The sequence below is a fragment of the Stenotrophomonas maltophilia genome (assembly GCF_002799155.1).
Classification (GTDB): domain Bacteria; phylum Pseudomonadota; class Gammaproteobacteria; order Xanthomonadales; family Xanthomonadaceae; genus Stenotrophomonas; species Stenotrophomonas maltophilia_R.
In genome coordinates this window covers 4,296,182-4,313,447 of the sequence record NZ_NERD01000002.1, presented here as the reverse complement: position 1 = coordinate 4,313,447, position 17,266 = coordinate 4,296,182, and the positions used below count along the sequence as shown (strand labels likewise).

At 68.0% G+C, this 17,266-nt stretch carries 14 protein-coding genes; 3 read left to right on the top strand and 11 right to left on the bottom strand.

Annotation, left to right across the window (positions count from 1 at the left end):
* The first annotated feature begins 585 nt into the window (after nt 1-585).
* The gene (locus B9Y82_RS20530; protein ID WP_100475147.1) at nt 586-1,773 is read left to right on the top strand and encodes a benzoate/H(+) symporter BenE family transporter; all 1,188 of its coding nucleotides are present in this window, start codon (nt 586-588) and stop codon (nt 1,771-1,773) included.
* 9 nt (nt 1,774-1,782) lie between these two features.
* Here the strand turns inward: B9Y82_RS20530 and B9Y82_RS20525 are convergent, their stop codons facing one another.
* The 6 genes from B9Y82_RS20525 to egtB all read right to left on the bottom strand — a co-directional run bounded on the left by B9Y82_RS20525 (nt 1,783) and on the right by egtB (nt 7,722).
* Nucleotides 1,783-2,328 carry a DUF2628 domain-containing protein gene (locus tag B9Y82_RS20525; protein ID WP_100475146.1) on the bottom strand — a complete coding sequence of 182 codons (546 nt, stop codon included), beginning with the start codon at nt 2,326-2,328 and terminating at the stop codon, nt 1,783-1,785.
* 70 nt (nt 2,329-2,398) lie between these two features.
* Nucleotides 2,399-3,169 (bottom strand): GYF domain-containing protein, encoded by a 771-nt coding sequence (locus B9Y82_RS20520; protein ID WP_100475145.1) that lies wholly within the window; start codon nt 3,167-3,169, stop codon nt 2,399-2,401.
* A 26-nt stretch (nt 3,170-3,195) separates the two neighbouring features.
* On the bottom strand, nt 3,196-4,086 hold the full coding sequence (locus tag B9Y82_RS20515; protein WP_100475144.1) for a D-hexose-6-phosphate mutarotase: 891 nt from the start codon (nt 4,084-4,086) through the stop codon (nt 3,196-3,198).
* Between the two features lie 61 nt (nt 4,087-4,147).
* A complete protein-coding gene (locus B9Y82_RS20510) occupies nt 4,148-5,395 on the bottom strand; it encodes a lytic murein transglycosylase (RefSeq protein ID WP_100475143.1) in 1,248 nt (415 codons plus the stop codon).
* A gap of 84 nt (nt 5,396-5,479) precedes the next feature.
* Nucleotides 5,480-6,454, bottom strand: coding sequence for an L-histidine N(alpha)-methyltransferase (egtD, locus tag B9Y82_RS20505; protein WP_100475142.1), 975 nt, complete (start codon nt 6,452-6,454; stop codon nt 5,480-5,482).
* Nucleotides 6,451-7,722, bottom strand: coding sequence for an ergothioneine biosynthesis protein EgtB (gene egtB, locus B9Y82_RS20500; protein WP_100475141.1), 1,272 nt, complete (start codon nt 7,720-7,722; stop codon nt 6,451-6,453). The genes egtD and egtB overlap by 4 nt, the downstream gene beginning before the upstream one ends.
* A 151-nt stretch (nt 7,723-7,873) precedes the next feature.
* On the opposite strand from egtB, the gene B9Y82_RS20495 reads away from it, so the two are divergent.
* A complete protein-coding gene (locus B9Y82_RS20495) occupies nt 7,874-9,154 on the top strand; it encodes a GGDEF domain-containing protein (protein ID WP_100475140.1) in 1,281 nt (426 codons plus the stop codon).
* A 3-nt stretch (nt 9,155-9,157) separates the two neighbouring features.
* On the opposite strand, the gene B9Y82_RS20490 is transcribed toward B9Y82_RS20495, so the two are convergent.
* Nucleotides 9,158-9,550, bottom strand: coding sequence for a YchJ family protein (locus B9Y82_RS20490; protein WP_100475139.1), 393 nt, complete (start codon nt 9,548-9,550; stop codon nt 9,158-9,160).
* Nucleotides 9,551-9,652: 102 nt separating this feature from the next.
* On the opposite strand from B9Y82_RS20490, the gene B9Y82_RS20485 reads away from it, so the two are divergent.
* Nucleotides 9,653-10,432, top strand: a complete 780-nt coding sequence (locus tag B9Y82_RS20485; RefSeq protein WP_032960169.1) for a sulfite exporter TauE/SafE family protein — start codon at nt 9,653-9,655, stop codon at nt 10,430-10,432.
* 96 nt (nt 10,433-10,528) lie between these two features.
* Here B9Y82_RS20485 and B9Y82_RS20480 read toward each other — a convergent pair whose 3' ends face one another.
* From B9Y82_RS20480 to folE, 4 genes are all read right to left on the bottom strand, one after another.
* Complete coding sequence (locus B9Y82_RS20480) at nt 10,529-13,909, bottom strand: ATP-binding protein (RefSeq protein ID WP_100475138.1); 3,381 nt, start codon at nt 13,907-13,909, stop codon at nt 10,529-10,531.
* Nucleotides 13,910-13,925: 16 nt separating this feature from the next.
* Nucleotides 13,926-14,627, bottom strand: a complete 702-nt coding sequence (locus B9Y82_RS20475) for a DUF4194 domain-containing protein (RefSeq protein WP_100475137.1) — start codon at nt 14,625-14,627, stop codon at nt 13,926-13,928.
* Entirely contained in the window at nt 14,614-16,083 is a 1,470-nt protein-coding gene (locus B9Y82_RS20470; RefSeq protein ID WP_100475136.1) for a DUF3375 domain-containing protein, read from the bottom strand. Before B9Y82_RS20470 ends, B9Y82_RS20475 begins: the two co-directional genes overlap by 14 nt.
* 112 nt (nt 16,084-16,195) lie before the next feature.
* Nucleotides 16,196-16,807, bottom strand: a complete 612-nt coding sequence (gene folE / locus B9Y82_RS20465; RefSeq protein WP_008267997.1) for a GTP cyclohydrolase I FolE — start codon at nt 16,805-16,807, stop codon at nt 16,196-16,198.
* Nucleotides 16,808-17,266 lie beyond the last annotated feature (459 nt).

The window sequence follows — 17,266 nt, the reverse complement described above, 5'->3', positions numbered from 1 at the left end:
AAAACAATTAATAGTTGCTTGATCAAACGTCTGCAAGATGGACAATCATCCTTCCTGCAGGCGCCTTCACAAGATACCTGCGCATACTTTCAAAGATCCAGGGAAGTGGCCTCAGCGCCGTTCCCGTATGCTGCGAAGTTTCCTTCGTAGCGAGCCGCCCATTATAGCCGGCTTTTCCGCTTCGTCAACACCTTTTTTCAAGGCCGTCTCACCGGAGTGGACGTTGTTGCCGATGCTGCTTCGTCGTTGGACCCGAAGGCCTTTCGTCGTTGCGAGCCGCCTATTATGCCGGACTTTTCGAGTCCGTCAACACCTTCGTTCGATCAACTCGTTCGTCGGTGGTGGCGTTGCTGTTCGCCTGTCGTTTCCGGAGAAGCGATGCGCTGCAGCAAGGGAGCGAATTCTAGAGATCCTGCAGATTTCGTCAAGGCTTTTCTTGCAGGGTGATGACAGAAGCACCACGACATCACGCATGACGTGCGCTCGAAGATCACTGCGGCGTTGCCCGCGCGTTGCGCGGTCAACGCCGCACCCCCTATCAATGCAGGGATGCACAATGCAGGGATGCACAGTGGAGACAGAGCAATGAGCATGCAGGTGCGGCGCGCGTGGTGGCGCGATCTTTCGATGCCGGCAATCGTCGCTGGCTTCATTACGGTGCTGGTGGGCTTCGCCAGCTCAGCCGTGATCGTGTTCCAGGCTGCACAGGCCGTCGGTGCCGATCAGGTGCAGATCGCCTCCTGGATGTGGGCGCTGGGGCTGGGCATGGGCGTGACCTGCATTGGCCTGTCGCTGCGTTATCGCGTGCCGGTGGTGACGGCGTGGTCGACCCCGGGTGCGGCCATGCTGGTGGTGGGTGCCGGCGGCGCCTCGCTCTCTGAGGCCACGGGTGCATTCCTGCTGGCCGCATTGCTGGGCATGCTGGCGGGCTTTTCGGGCATCTTCGCCCAACTGATGCAACGGGTGCCGATGGCGCTGGCCGCCGGCATGCTGGCCGGTGTACTGCTGCGCTTCGGGCTGGATGTGTTCGTGGCCATGAACACCCAGCTGGTGCTCGCGCTGGCAATGTTCGCCACCTGGCTGGCCGGACGGCGGCTGTTCCCGCGCTATGCGGTGATCGCCACGCTGCTGGTCGGCATCGCCGTCGCCGCCAGCCGCGGCCTGCTGCATGCCCAGCAGGTACAGCTGCAACTGGCAATGCCACAGTGGGTGGCACCTTCACTGTCGTGGACGGCCGTGGCCGGCATTGCCCTGCCCCTGTTCGTGGTCACCATGGCCTCGCAGAACATTCCCGGTGTGGCGGTGATGCGCGCCTCAGGCTACGACGCGCCGGTGTCGCCGCTGATCGGCTGGATCGGCGTAGTCAACACGCTGCTGGCGCCGTTCGGTGCATACGCGCTGAACCTGGCGGCGATCACCGCTGCCATCTGCATGGGCCGCGATGCGCATGAGGATCCGGCGCGACGTTACACCGCCGCCATGGCCGCGGGCGCTTTCTATATTGTCGTCGGCCTGTTTGGCGCCACGGTGGCGGCGCTGTTCGCGGCCTTCCCCAGGGAACTGGTGGCCTGCGTGGCCGGTATCGCGCTGTTTGGCACCATCGGCAACAGCCTGGCCAGTGCGTTGGCGGTGGAGCGCGACCGCGAGGCGGCGCTGGTCACCTTCCTGGTTACCGCCTCGGGAGTTTCCCTGGCCGGGATCGGCTCGGCGTTCTGGGGCCTGGTGGCCGGTGCGTTGTGCCTGCTGGTGCTGCGGGCACGGGCACCGGCCTGAGCAAACGGATCAGGCTGCCAGGCGAGCGACGGTGTTGATCACCGCGACGGCTGCCATGCCGGTCACCACCGCCCACACGCTGGTGCCGCCACGACGCTGCAGTTCTGTGCGGATGCGGTTGTGCTGCCCGGCGTGGGCAGTCTTCACCTTGGCCAGCAGCCGCGTGCAATAGCGCAGGTACAGGCTGTTGGCTGTCACGGCGATGGCGAACCGTGGCACCGCCAGCAACGCCACGGTGAGCAGCGGGTTGGCGTGGGCCGACAGCAGCGCGATGCCGAACAGGACCAGTTCGAAGAGAATGGCCGCCAGGTACATCTTCCGGTGCAGCAGCCAGTACGTCGGCACCAGGAACGCGGGCCAGTGCCACGGCCGCGGCGGCTTCGGCACCGGGCTGTCCAGATGCCAGCGCTGGCGGTAGAGCGCCGCGTTGGGTCCCACAAGGAGGTTCAGGTAGTCCGCGTCCGCCGGAGCGGCCGTGCCGTCCACCTCTGCGGCGGGCGCGAGATAGGGATTGTCATCCGCCGGGGAAGCCGGCGGGGTATCCAGATGATTCATATCGGCGGTTCCTTGCCCGTGATGAACCTGCGGTAGCGGCAGGTGCGCGCGAATCTGAAGCCGCCCGGCCTCAGCCTGCCATCGCCTGCCCCACCAGCATCACCGCAACGACGGCGATGGCCACCACTGCCGCTGCCAGGGCATTGGTGTCACCCCGTCTGGCCAGCTCGCTGCGCAGGCGCGCCTCATCGTCACCCGCCAATGCGCGCGCGCGGGCGATCTCGCGCTGGCAGTGCGCCAGGTACCAGCGATTGGCATACATCGCAGCAGTGACGTTGATGGCAAGGGTAATGACCGTCGACACGCCTTCCGGCACGCCCAGCAACGCCTCGGCGATGCTGAAGAACACCAGCAGGCCGGCCCAGATCGCCGCCAGCCGGTACATCCTGCGGTACACCATCCAGATCACGCCGATCAGGAACGCCGGCCAGTGCCAGGTGCCGCTGCCCTCGGCAACGCCCTGGTCCAGCCGCCAGCGCTGGCGATAGATGGGGAAGTTGCCGCCGACCACGGCGGCGTACAAGGCAATGTCGCCTTCCAGCTGCGACGCGGTCGCTGCTACGGGCGAAGCGGCGGGTGCACGATAGGGGTCGGACGGATCAGCGCTCGGGGCTTCGCTGGCGGTGACGGCCTGCACCGGTTCAACCGGCAGCGGAGTCGGACCCAGCGGCGTCACCGAGGGGTCCAGCTCGGCCAGCGGCCGCCACGATGCCATTCCTTCGCGCCACATCAGCGTGTGGGCGGTTACCGTGCCGTCCTGCCGCAGGCGGCGCAACCCGGCCAGGTCCACCGGTCCTTCGCTCTGCTTGCTGTTGGCGTACCACCATTGTGCTTCCTGCATGCCATCCATTCCTGTCGATCCCATCGCTACTCTGAACGTCCGGCCACGGCCTCCAGCGGTTCACTGGCCAGCACCTGTACCAGAAGGTGGCGCGCGCCGGGTGCAAGCGTAATCTGCTCTGGCCCTGCATTGGCCACTTCCAGGCACACGTAGTCGTGCCAACCGTCGCCGACATCGGCCATCTTCGCCGCCGCCTCCGCGCCCGGATTCCACGCCACCACGGTCTGGCTGCCTTCGCTGCGGATCTCGATCCGCCGCTGCAGGACGGGATCGCGCAGCACGTAGTAGCCACCGGCACCGGTATAGATGCGGTCGCTGCGCCCCGGATCGCGCGGGTCGCGCAACGACCAGGGCCCCTGCTGCTGGCGCAGCTGCGCGTAGTCCTCGTACTTGTCCAGATAGAGCAGGCCATCGAGGCCATCGACTTCGACACGACGGGCATCGCCGACCCGGAAGTAGCTGTGCAGGGCCTGGGTGAAGGTCACCGGGGACGTGCCGGTGTTCTCGGTGGCCAGTTGCTGCCGCAGCTGGCGACCGATGCGCAGCTGCATCTGCAGGCGCAGGCCACGTTCGGCAGTCAATGCGGGTGCCAGCTGCAGCTCCAGCTCACCGTCATCGTCCTGGCGGGCCTGCAGCAGCTCCCAGCGCGCGGTGCGCACCAGGCCATGTGCCAGCGCATCGTCGCTCTGGCCCTGGCGACCGAACCACGGCCAGCACACCGGAACCCCGCCCCGGATCGGCGTGGGCAACCCGGCCCGTTTCGGCGACAGCCACAGCAGGTCCGGCTGCCCCTCTGGAATGAACGACAGCAGCTGTCCACCGAACACGCTGATGACCGCGGTGGCGCTGGGGGTGCGTATCTGCCAGGCCTCGAGCCCGTGGTACAGGCCGGTGCTGATGTCCGGGTTCGACTGCATGCGCTGACACTCCTTGATGACCGCGGCGATGATGTCGCGGCCGCCGTGCGATCGGCAAGGTCTAGCGGCTGGCAGGCGCCCCTGCTGCTGCCTCCTGCTGCAACGCGCGCAGGATGCGCTGGCCGGCGCGCCCATCCGCATTGGCCCAGCCCAGGCGCTGCTGCTCGGCCTGGATCGCGCGGCGGGTGGCGGTGCCGATCATGCCGTCGGCGCTGCCGATGTCGTGGCCACGGGCCAGCAGCAGGGTCTGCAGCTGGCGGCGTTCGTCGCGGCCGATGCCGGGATCATCGGTCGGCCAGGCGGTGGCCAGGCCGGTGCCGCCACGCAGCTGGTCGGCCAGCGTGGCGATCGCCAGCGCATAGCTTTCGGCGGCGTTGTAGCTGTAGATCGCATCGTAGTTGCGGAACACCAGCAATGCCGGGCCCTTGATGCCAGCCGGCAGCAGCAGGGCGGCGCGCGCGTCGACCGGCAGGTTGGCTGGGGCCAGCACGCTGCCATCGAGCGCGGTCACGCCCTGCGCGCGCCAGTCGGCAAGGGCCCGGCGCTGGGTGCGGCCCGCCAGACTGGCGTTGAAGCCGGCGGGAACACGGACCTCCATGCCCCACGGTTCGCCACTGCGCCAACCGGCACGCTTGAGGTAGTTGGCGGTCGACGCCAGCGCGTCGGGAATGCTGCCGACCAGATCGCGGCGGCCATCGCCATCACCATCGACCGCGATACGTGCGTAGGTACTGGGCATGAACTGCGTGTGCCCGAAGGCGCCGGCCCAGGAACCGGTGAGCCCCTGGCCCTGCAGGTCACCGCGATCGATCAGCTTGAGCAGCGCCAGCAGTTCGCCACGGAAGAACGCTTGGCGGCGGCCGGCACAGGACAGCGTGGCCAGCGACTGCAGCAGCGGGCGCTTGCCGAAGACGCGGCCATAGTCGCTCTCCACGCCCCAGACCGCGACGATGGTGGCCGGATCGACGCCGTACTGCGCGGAGACACGATCGAGCAGATCGCGATGTTGCTGCAGCAGAGTGCGGCCATTATCGACGCGCTGGCGGTCGACCAGCGCGGCCAGGTAATCCCAGATCGGCGTGGTGAATTCCGGTTGTGCGTCCAGCAGCCCGAGCACGCTCGGGTCCGGCGTGAGCCCGGCGGTGATTCCGTTGAATCGATCGGCGCTGATGCCCTGGGTCGCGGCGGTGGCCTGCAGTGCCGCCAGGCAGCGGCTGAACGCCGGATCGATAGTGGCGGCGGGGGCCGCAGGCAGCGGCGGGGTCGACGCGAGGGCGGCCGCCAGGCCGAGCGTGGTCAGAATGGGCATGGCGTCCTCCGTGTTGCCGTTGCACGGCCATCTTAGGGGCAGCGGTGCGACCGAACCTGAAGGGGCGCCGGCTGATTGGCCGCCCTAGGCGATGCGCAGCAGGCGCAGGCCATAGGCGGGGCTTGCGGCATCCCAGCGCTGCGCGACCTGCAGGCCGGCCTGCTGCACCAGCGCGTCGAAGCTGTCATCGGTGTACTTGTGGCTGTACTCGACGCGGATGGGTTCACCGGCAGCAAAGTGAAACGTGCGGCCATCCAGGTGGACGTCCTGCGCCCACTGGCTGACCAGGTCGGTTTCGATGCGCAGCCGCGCGGTGCTGTAGCAGGCACGGTGGCGGAAGCCGTCGAGGTCGAAGTCGCTGCCGATCTCGCGATTGAGACGCGCCAGCAGGTTGAGGGTGAACGCGGCGGTGACGCCCTGCGCATCGTTGTAGGCCGCTTCGATCAGTGCCGGGTCCTTGTGCAGATCGATGCCGACCAGGGCCAGGCCGTCGCGGCCCATGGTCTGGCGCATCGCCCGCAGCAGGGCGACGGCATCGACTTCGGCGAAATTGCCCAATGTGGAACCGGGGAAGAACAGCAGGCGGCGGGCCGGTGTACGTTCCGGTGCGGGAACGGCGACAGGGCGGGTGAAGTCGGCACAGACCGGCAGCATCTCCACCTCGGGCAGCGCCGGTGCCAGGTGATCGATGCTGGACAGCAGCGCGGCCCGTGAGATCTCGATCGGCGTGTAGGCAACAGGGTCGTGCAGTGCGGCCAGCAGCAGCGCGGTCTTGCGTCCGCTGCCGCTGCCCAGCTCGACCACGTGCAGGCGCGGGCCAACGGTGCAGGCGATGTCCGGCAGCACGCGCTTCAGCAGCGCCAGCTCGGTGCGCGTGGGGTAGTACTCGGGGGTCTGGGTGATCTGCTCGAACAGGCGCGAGCCGCGTGCATCGTAGAAGTACTTGGACGGCAGCTGCCGGGGCGTGCGCGACAACCCGGCCACCACGTCGGAGAGGATCTGCTGCCGCCCGGGGGTGAGATCGGTCAATGCCTGCAGCGCGTCATGCACGGTGCTCATGCAAGGTCCCTGGCCAGGCGCAGCCCGGAGAACTGCCACCGTGCCGGTGGCATGAAGAAGTTGCGGTAGCTGGCGCGCACGTGGCCGCGGGGTGTGGCACAGCTGCCGCCGCGCAGTACCCACTGGCCGCACATGAACTTGCCGTTGTATTCGCCGAGGTTGCCGTCAAAAGGACGGAAGCCCGGGTAGGCGCCATAGGCGCTGGCGGTCCACTCCCAGACATCACCGAACAGCTGCCGCAGCCCACTGCCCTGCTCCGCCTGCGGGTGCAGGTGATCGTCGTCGGCGAAGTGGCCGCGCAGGGGCTGCGAGGCGGCGGCCGCTTCCCACTCGAACTCGCTGGGCAGGCGCGCGCCGGACCAGCGGGCGCAGGCATCGGCCTCGTAGTAGCTGAGGTGGCAGACCGGCGCGTGCGGATCCAGTTCGCGCCAACCGCCCAGGGTGTACTCGCGCTGCAGGGCATCATCCCAGTACAGCGGGTGCTGCCAGTCCTCGGCTTCGCGCAATGCCCAGCCTTCGCTGAGCCACCAGCGCGGTTCGCGGTAACCACCCGCCTCGATGAAGGTGCGGTACTCGGCATTGCTGACGGGGCGCTCGGCCAATGCATGCGCGGGCAGCAGCACGCGGTGTGGCGGCGATTCATTGTCGTAGGCGAAGGCAGCGTGCCGTGGCCATGCTGCGGCACCGACGGTGACGATCCGTTCGGGCGATTCGATCCAGCCCTGCGCCGTAGCGGTGCTTGTGACGGGCCGCAGATCCTCGCGATACGGTGGCTGCAGTGGATTGCACCAGAACGCATGCTTGATGTCGGTCAGCAACAGTTCCTGGTGCTGTTGCTCGTGCTGCAGTCCCAACTGCAGGTGGTGCAGCGCCTGCTCGTCGAGGTCACCCGCCGCCAGCCGGGACTGCACCTGCATGTCGACCTGTTGCCGATAGTCGCGTACCTGCTGCAACGAGGGCCGTGACAGCAGCCCGCGCTGCGGCCGCGCATGCGCCGGACCGACGCTCTTGTAGTAACTGTTGAACAGGTAGTCCCAGGCCGGATCATGCGCCGGCGTGGTGGCAAAACCGGCCAGCACGAAGCGTTCGAAGAACCAGGTGGTATGGGCCAGGTGCCATTTGCTGGGACTGGCGTCGGCCATGCTCTGCAGCATGGCGTCCTCGGCACTGAGCGGGGCAGCCAGCTGCAGGCTGCGGGCCCGTACCTGCGCAAAGCGGCGGGCGAGATCGCGCTGCGGAGCAGCGACGGCGGCGGGTGCGCTGTCCATGTGGGCAGCATCGGCGCTGGACGGTGAGTGCGATGTCATGGTTCGGCGTCACTTCGTTCACATGGCAGCGGCCGCACGCGTTCAAGAAGTGCGTGGGGACGCCGCTAACGGCAATGCTGCGGTCGCATCGTCACCGCACTGGACTTACTGCGTGCCCCTGCATCCGCTCCGCCAGCCTGCGCATTACCTGTTCGTGCTGCCCGCCGTGCTGGTCGTCGGGGTGCTGTGGATGGCGCTGGGCACCGAGGATGTGGCCAGCCCGGCCCAGCGCATCCTGCCCTGGCTGCTGGCCTGCCTCGGTGCCGGCCTGGCCCTGCTCTACCACCAGGTGCGCACGTTGTGCCTGCTGCTGGTGATGGCGGTGGTGTTCGCGCTGCTGCACCAGGACGTCGCTGGCTACCTGCGCAATGGCCATGTCACCACGCTGACCCCGCTGCGCTTCCACGCGATCTCGGCCTGGGTGCCGGCGCTGTTCGCGGGACTGGCGCTGTGGCCGGAGCGCGGACGCCGGCGCCAGGACCTGCTGCTGCGCAGCGTGGTCTGCGGCGCGGCACTGGTGATCTTCCTGCTGCTGGCGGCACAGCAGCCGCAGGGCATGCACGATCTGCTGTCGAACCGTCATTGGGCCTGGATTCCCGCCGACTGGAACGCGTTGGCGCAGCTGCCCGCGCTGCTGTTCCTGCTGGCGACAGCGGCATTGGGCTGGCAGGCGTGGCGACATCCGCGGCCACTGCACACGGCGATGCTGCTGGCCCTGCTGTGCCTGTGGTGGATGCTGCCGCGGATCTTCCTGCAGCCGGTGCTGCTGCCCGCGCTGAGCGGTGCCGCCCTGCTGCTGATGCTGGGCGCGATGCTGCAGGAATCCTTCCACATGGCCTTCCGCGATGAGTTGACTGGCCTGCCGGGGCGACGGGCGTTCAACGAGACCCTGCAGCGGGCACGCGGCACCTACAGCATCGCAATGGTGGACGTGGACCACTTCAAATCGTTCAACGACACCCATGGCCACGATACTGGCGACGATGTACTGCGCCTGGTGGCGTCGCGGCTGGCGCGGGTGGGCGACGGTGGCCGCGCGTTCCGCTATGGCGGCGAGGAGTTCGCGGTGGTGTTCCTGGACCGCCCGGCGGCGGCGTGTGTCGATGCCGTGGAAGCATTGCGGCAGAGCATCGAGGATACGCGCATGCAGCTGCGCGACCGCAGCACCCGCAGCCGCGACGATGAAGCCGGCCGCCAGCAGCGCGGACGCGGCGGCAACGGCCAGGTGGTGCAGGTGACGGTGAGCATCGGGCTGGCCGACAGCCGCGTGGATCCGCAGCCGATGGCCGTGGTCAAGGCCGCCGACCAGGCCCTGTATGTGGCCAAGGACGAGGGCCGCAACCAGGTGCGGGCGCACGGCGGCCAGCACCTGCTAGCTGCGCGCAGCGCGTAGGGCTCAGACTGCGTCGAGGTAGTACCAGCGGCCGTCGATGCGTTGGAAGCGGCTGTGTTCGGTCATCCTCACCGCGCTGCCGCCGCCGATGCGATAGCGCGCGGTGAAGCGGACTTCGGCGCTGTCGGTACCGGTGACGGTGTGCTCGTGCACGGTCAGGCCCAGCCAATGGGTGCGCTGGCCGGGTGCTTCGTCCAATGACAGCTCGGCCGGACGCGTGTCCGGGTGCCAGGTCTGCCGCAGGTAGTCGGCCAGGCCCCGCACATAGGCGCTGTAGCGCGAACGCATCAGATGCTCGGCATCGGGTGCGGCTTCGCCTGCGTGGAAACGGCCGCAGCAGGCGGCATAGTCGGCAGGCAGGCCACAGGGGCAGGGATCGGCGGGTTTTCGGCTCATGCCGGCATTGTCGCCGGGTTGCGCGGATTGATCCACGCGCGGCACGGGCCAGCTGAAGCAGGACAGGCGTATGCTGTCGCGCCCCCACCTTGATTGATCGCCGTGCTGGAACTGGTTCCCCCTGAGTTGTGGTGGCTGGTGGTGATCGCCTTCATCGCCGGCCTTGTGGATGCTGCCGTGGGTGGCGGCGGCCTGGTGCAGCTGCCCGGCCTGTTCACGGTGCTGCCGCAGCAGACGCCGGCGATGCTGTTCGGTACCAACAAGTTCAGTTCGATGTTCGGTACCGGCGCGGCCGCCTGGCGCTATGCGCGCAACGTGCGCTTCCCGTGGAAGCCGGTACTGTTCGCGGCCGGTACCGCCTTCATCTTCTCCTTCGCCGGGGCCACCGCGGTGAGCCTGCTGCCCAAGGACGCGGTGCGCCCCCTGGTGCTGGTGCTGCTGATCGCCATGCTGGCCTACACCCTGTGGAAGAAGGACTTCGGCGCGCTGCACCGGCCGCAGGAGATCGGCCGCCGCGAACTGGCGATCGCGCTGGCGATCGGTGCGGCAATCGGCTTCTACGACGGCTTTTTCGGGCCGGGCACCGGCAGCTTCCTGATCTTCCTGTTCGTGCGCTTCTTCGGCCTGGATTTCCTGCGCGCATCGGCGGCATCGAAGGTGGTGAACCTGGCGACGAATGTTGCGGCGATCTCGTTCTTCGTGCCGACCGGCAACATCCTGTGGTTGTTCGCGCTGCCGATGGCGGCGGCCAACATCATCGGATCGGTGGTGGGCACGCGGTTGGCACTGAAGGGCGGTACGCCGTTCATCCGCAAGCTGTTCGTGGGGCTGGTGGTGGTGCTGATCGCGCGGATGGCGTGGGATACGTTCCGCGGAGCGTGAATGCGGTTGCCGGCCAGCGGCCGGCACTACCGGGTCATGAACCCTGCCGATGGGTAGTGCCGGCCGCTGGCCGGCATTCCCATTCAACCGGCCGGATCAGGCCTCCGCTTCTTCCGGTTCGTTGGCCTGCTGGCGGCTGCGCTCGGGCAGCTTCAGGCGTTTGCCTTCTTCGTCGTACTCGATCAACAGCACGCCGGAGTCGTGGCGGCCGCTGATCTCGACGAAGCAGGCACCACCAATGAAGGGTTCCAGCGTCATCACCGACTTCAGCGGCGTGGCCACCACCATCTGGAAGCCGAAGTTGTCGAAGATGTTCATTGCCAGTGCGGTGAACTCGTTGTCGGCCTTGTCGAAGGCTTCGTCGAGCACGACCGCGGCATAGCTGGGCAACTGGCTGTCGGCACCGCCGAGCTGGTAGCGCAGTGCCGCGGCCAGGCAGGTAGTAGCCAGCTTCTGGCGCTGGCCACCGGACTTGCCGGCACCGCTGCGGTAGATCTCGACCTGCTGGCGCGTTTCCGCATCCAGCTCGACGCCGATGAACTCCACGTGCATGCGCACGTCCAGCACCAGCTCGCGCCAGCGCTTGTCCTCACCTTCCTGCGAACCCAGGCGGTTGACCAGCTGGCGCAGCACGGTGAACTGCGATTCGGCCAGCTCGCGCTGCTCGGTCTGCTGCTGCGACAGCACCTCGCGCAGCTGCAGGTGGAACTCGCCGACTTCCGGCAGGCGGCGGTCGCTCAGTTCAATGGTCAGCAGCGTGCCACGGTTGAACGGCACCTGTTCCAGGCTGGCGTTCACTTCGTCCAAGCGCTGGCCGATCGACTTGCGGGCCTCGGCGCTGTGGCGCTGCAGTGCCAGCAGGTTGTTCTTGCTCTGGTTCTGCAGCAGATCGAAGAAGCGCTCTTCGTGCTGCGGCAGGCCATCACGCTCCAGCCGTTCGAGGCGGGCCAGGAAGTCCTCGGCCGAGGCCACCGAGACGGTGAAGTCGCCCGATTCCTCCGGCCACTGCTGGACGAAGCGGCGGAAGCAGCCGATCAGCTGGTTCTCGATGCGGTTGAGGTCCTGCTGCGAGGACGACAGCTGCTCGTTCAGCGCGTTGCTGACCTGGCGCATGTGCGCTTCGAGCGTTTCCAGGCTGAGCGGGCCCTGCTCCTGCAGGCGCTCGGCCAGCCCGGCTTCCTGCTCCTGGGCCAGGCTCGGCAGCACCAGTGCACGGCTCTGCTGGCGGGCGCGGTCGAGGCGATCACGTTCCTTGACCAGCTGGCCGCGCTCGACGCGGACGTCTTCATAGGTGCGGCGCGACTGCTCGATGTCGGCGCGCACGGCATCGATCTGCCTGGCCAGCTTGGCGAGGTCGGCATTGCCTTCGCGCAGGTCGCGCAGGGTCGCCTCGATATCACTCAGGCGCTGCTGCGGGGCAGCGATGTCGATCTCGTTCCAGCTGATGCTGACCAGCTCGTGGCAGGCCAGGCGGCGCTCGTTGTCGCGGTCACGCTGGCCGCGCAGGCGCGCGATGTCGGTCTCGCAGCTGGCGATGCGCTTGGCCAGTTCCTGCGCTTCGCGCTCGAAGGCGCCCACCTTGTCGTGGTTGTTGAAGCCGAGGATCCAGCGACGGCGGTCGCCCACCGCACTCCGGTCATCCTTCTCGAAACGGTCGCCGGGATGCTTGACCTGGCCCTCGCGGGTGATGCCGCGGTCGACGTTGCGCAGCTGCTTGGCATCCACGCACTCGTAGTCGAAACGCTTGCCAAGCTCGCGCCGCAGCCAGCTTTCGAACACGTGCTCGCGCAGTTCCAGCTTGTGCAGCAACGATCTGGCCGACGGCTCACGCGCGAACGCATCATCGTTGCGGCGCACCCGATAATAGGTGAAGCGCATGCCCAGGTGGGTGCGGTTCACCCACTCGGCGACGTCGTTGTAGTGCTTGTCATCGACCAGCAGCGACAACGCGAAGCCGCCCAGCACACGCTCGATGGCGCCCTGCCAGCCCTGCTCTTCCGAGCGGACCTGGATCAACTCGCCGACGAACGGCAGTGCCGCTTCGGCGATGCCGGTTTCCTCGGCCAGACGCGCGCGCAGCTTCTGCATCGGCGCCGGAATGTTGGACGGCGTGCGCTGCATCGCTTCGAGTTCGAGGCGCACTTCGCCGAAGCGGCGCTCGTCATCGCGCTTGCCACCGAGGCGATCACTGATCGCGTCGTCCAGCGCCGAAGAGGCACGCTGGCGATCCTGCAACTCGTTCTGCGCGCGTTCGACCAGCTCGGCGAAACCGTGAGCGTCGTCCGGCAGCTCAGCCTGCAGCTGCTTTGCCGCCTGGATTGCCTGCTCGCGCTTGGCCTGGCGGCGGTCGCGCTCGGCTTCGGCACGGCCCTGCTCGCGTTCCAGTTCCTCGATGCGCTCGCCGCCCTGCTGGCGGCGCTGCAGTTCCAGTTCGGCCAGGCGCTCGGTGTGGTTGTCGAGTGCGGCGCGGCGCTGGGCTTCTTCGCCGAGCAGGCCACGGTCGCGCACATCCATTTCGCGCAGGCGTGCTTCGATCAGCGCCTGGCGGCGGCTTTCGCGGAAGCTGTCGACGCCGAGCTTCAGGGCTTCGTCGTCGCCACGCTGGCGGTGCATTTCCTTCAGGTCGTTGTAATAGGCGCGTGCCGGCAGCAGGGTTTCCACCTGGCGGCGAGCGGTGACCACGGCCTGGTGCGCACCATCGAGCTCGGCGAAGTCGCTGACCAGGCGCTCGGCGGCGTCGAAGGTCTTCGGCGTGTCGAGCATGAAGTCGCGCAGGAAGACGTTGAGGTCGCCCAGGTTCTTCGCCGACTGCGTCTTGTGCAGCAGGCGCAGCGCCATTTCGTTGTCGATGCCGAGCAGGTCGCGGAAGCGCTCGGCGTAGCCGGAGAAGGTGTCGAAGTGGTGCAGGTCGGACAGCTTCTGCTTGAGCTTGCGCAGGTCCAGGTCGAAGCCGCCAAGATCCTTGGCGATGTCGAACGGACGCTCGGCGATCATGTAGTGCTTGCGCACGTCACCGGCCGAGGTGCCGTTGCCGGAGATCCACAGCAGGCGCACCAGGCTGACCACGCGGCCATCGCCGGCGCGGTATTCCAGCACCAGTGCGGTCCAGGTGGCGCCCTTGCGCAGGTACTGTGTGGCGATTTCGCCGGTGCCGCTGTCCTGCTGGTCGGCCCATGCGCCACGCACGTAGGACACCAGGTTGCGGTCGCGGCCACTGCGCTCGGCTTCACGCGCGGCGGCGTTGAAGTCGACGATGGCCGGCGGCGTCAGCAGCGCGGACATGGCATCGAGCAGGGTCGACTTGCCCGAGCCGGAACGGCCGACGAACAGGAAGCCGCGCTCGGCGATCGGTACTTCGGTCAGGCCGTTGAAGGTGCCCCAGTTGTGCACCTGCAGGCGGCGCATGCGGAACTGCTGCAGGCGCGGGTCCGGCAGGCCTTCGTTGAACAGGGCGGGAGTGTGCTTGGAGATAGCCATGCGATGTTCGGGTCTCTCAGGCCTCGGCGGCCGGGGTTTCACGCAGCTGGCGGTACACCGCCGAAAGCTGGGACACGTCTTCGGCGGAGAACAGCAGCTTCAGTGCCGGCGAGACTTCGTGGCGGTCTTCCTGGCCGCTGAGGCGGGTCAGGATGTGGTTGTCCTTCATCTTCTGCACCGCCGAAGCAACGCGGCGGTTGAAGCCGGCGCGGTCGGTGGACAGGTTCTTCTCGTAGATGGCCAGCGCTTCGGCCATCTCGGCGTCGGCGACCACCGCGCGGTTGCCGCGCGCATCGGCCTCGGCCAGCTGCTGGCGCAGGTACAGCAGCAGCACCGAGTCGATGAAGGTCAGCGGCGAGGTGCGCAGCAGCACCGGCGCGTCGACGTCTTCGGTGTCGGCCTGGCGGGTGAAGGCCACGCCGCTGTCGCGGTCCAGCACCAGTTCCAGGAACAGGTCGGCCAACGCTGAACGGATGGCGGCTTCGCTGCGGATCAGCGCCGGCCACAGCTTGGCGTGGCGCAGCTGGTCGATGCTGGGGCCGATCAGCAGCTGGCACAGCGCGCGGCGCGCATCCAGCGGCAGGCGTCCGGTATCGCCCAGGTAATACACGTCGTTGCCACGGCGGGGCTGCGCCACGGCCGCCACCGGCTCGGCCTCGTAGGCGTCTTCCGCCACGTCGGCCTGCGATGCGTCGATGGGATCTTCATGCCAGCTCATGGCGTCTCTCCTGGGTGAACCAAACCAGCGGGATGCGGGCGCGACGGACCTGGCCGTCGCCACCACGCCATTGCGCAAGCTCCTGCTCGCCGGCGACCACATTGCCGAAGCGCGTGCCCAGCGACAGGTAGCCGATGACGCTGCCAAGACCCTGCGGCGCTTCGCGCTGCGACAGGGCCTGGGCGATGCTCAGCCGCGGCTGCGCATTGAGCAGGTCGTGCAGGTCGCGGCGCAGGGTGCGGAAGTCGATCTCGGACGAAGCGACCAGATCGCCGACACTCTCCAGGCTGATCGCGGCTGCGTCGTTGTACTCGACGTTGCCGTCGACCTGGGCACTGCGTGGATCGTGCAGCTTCCACTGCGACCACGAACGCAGGCGGCTGGTGGTCAACTGCAGGTCGCGGCCGATGCCGCGCTGCGCGGGGAACTCGTCGCGCAGCGCCAGCGCTTCAGACTGCGCCTGCTTCAGCAGCTGGTTGAGGCGGCGCTGTTCCAGATAGCCACGGCTCTGCACGAAGCCGCGCAGGCTGCGCGCGAAGTTCTGCAGCACGTCGTGCACCTGGCCACCGCGCTCGAGCATGGTGCTGGTGAAGCCACGCAGGAAGTTGCGTTCGTTGCGGTCCAGGCGGCGCGCAAACCCGCGCGCCAGCACCGCTTCCAGCGCGGCATCAAGCTGCGCGCTCTGTTCGGCGTCGTTGAGCAGGCGCCAGAACGCCTGGAAGCTGCGCCCGGCATCGCTCTCGCCGATCACGTCCACGCCTTCGAACAGCTGCGACAGCACGTCGCCGCGCTCGCCCTCGTCGTCGATGATGCGTTCGCGGAAATCGCGGTTGAGCTGCTCGAAGTCGTCGCGCACGCGGCGGAAGTCCTCGGTCAGCTCGTCGGCCAGGCCGATGATCTGGCGCGCACGTTCCAGCGCGCGCTTGCCGTCCAGCGCGACCACGCGGCCGGCACCGACGCGGGCGATTTCGGCGTCGATGCGGTCCCGCTCGTCGCGCAGCGCCGACAGGCGCGCGTCCGGATCGGACTCGGTCTGCGCGGCCAGCTGCGAGAGTTGTTCGATGACCAGCGCCAGCCGGCTTTCGGTGGCCGCCACGCGGGCCTGCTCGAGGCCGTCGGCGAAGCGGATCGCCTGCAGTGCCGCGGTCGACAGTTCGTACTGCTCCTGGTCGGCGCCCTCGGGCAGGCGGCGTTCCAGCCAACCCTGGGCCAGCCAGTGCGCGATGTAGGCCTGCGCGGTACGCGGCAGGTCGCGCGACAGTTCGTCGCCGTTGAGCTGGTCCAGCGCGCGTTGCAGACGCTCGTTGAGCACCGACGAGGGCAGCGTGCGCTCGCCATCCATCAGCAGCCCCTGCAGCAGGCCGATGATTTCCGGAGCGTGGTCGGCGGCAAGCAGCTTCCACTGGGGCTGTTCGCGCAGATGGCGGTAACGGGAGATGCGTTCGCGATGCTTCATGCAGCGAAAGAGGTCTGTTGGGCTGACAGGGACGAGCCGCTACGCACGGCTGCCGCGTGGGCAGCCGTGGGCATGCCGGCCCGCAGCGGCCGGCGGGGTGCGGGCAGGCGGCTCAGCGCTTGCCGCCCACTTCGATGAAGCGCAGGAACTCGGCGCGGGTACGCGCGTCGTCGCGGAAGCTGCCCAGCATCTTCGAGGTGACCATGCTGACGCCGCGCTTGTGGATGCCGCGGGTGGTCATGCATTCGTGGGCGCCTTCGACGACCACGCCGACACCGATCGGCTGCAGCACATCCTGGATGCACTGGGCGATCTGCGCGGTCATCTTCTCCTGCACCTGGAAACGGCGGGCGTAGGCTTCGACGACGCGGGCCAGCTTGCTGATGCCCACCACCTTGCCGGCCGGCAGGTAGCCGACGTGCACGCGGCCGATGATCGGCGCCATGTGGTGTTCGCAGTGGCTTTCGTACTCGATGTCGCGCAGGACGATCAGTTCGTCGTAGCCGGCCACTTCCTCGAAGGTCCGCTCCATGTAGGCGCGCGGGTCGTCGCGGTAACCGCTGAACCAGTCGCCATAGGCTTCGGCGACACGGCGGGGGGTATCCAGCAGGCCTTCGCGGGACGGGTCCTCACCGGCCCAGCGCAGCAGGATGCGCACGGCATCCTCGGCCTGGTCCTGGGTCACGTCGCCCTGCGGGGCGGCCTTTTCGTTGTTCTTGCTCATTGCGTACAGCGTCCCGAACGGGGGGCGAGCATCGTACCCGACCGGGGGGTGGGTCGTCCTGTTGGGACGGTTCATCGGGGGGTTCTTGCGGCGCCTCGTTGCTATCGGTTTGGAGGGGGAGAGGGGGCTGCGCAGGACACGCCGTGAACCCATCCCTGGGGGCTCGATGGCGCCATCCATGGCGCCAACGGTCCTGCGCAGCCCCCTCTCCCCCTCCCTGACGGTTTCCCGCGGGCGCGGCCGGACCGCCCGAAAGCGGGGGCAAAAGCGGGGGTTCATGGCTTCGGAAGCACCGCGCGCCGCTGCTGTGCTGTCTTCTGCTTTGGTGGGTGCGGACCGTTGGTCCGCACTGCTTCTGCTCTTGCTTCTAAGAGCCAACCCACCGCGCTCGCGGGGTGATGGGAGGGCAGCGGGGGCCGGGCGGCAGGACCGTCCGCGGCATGGGCCCGAGGCATGCCT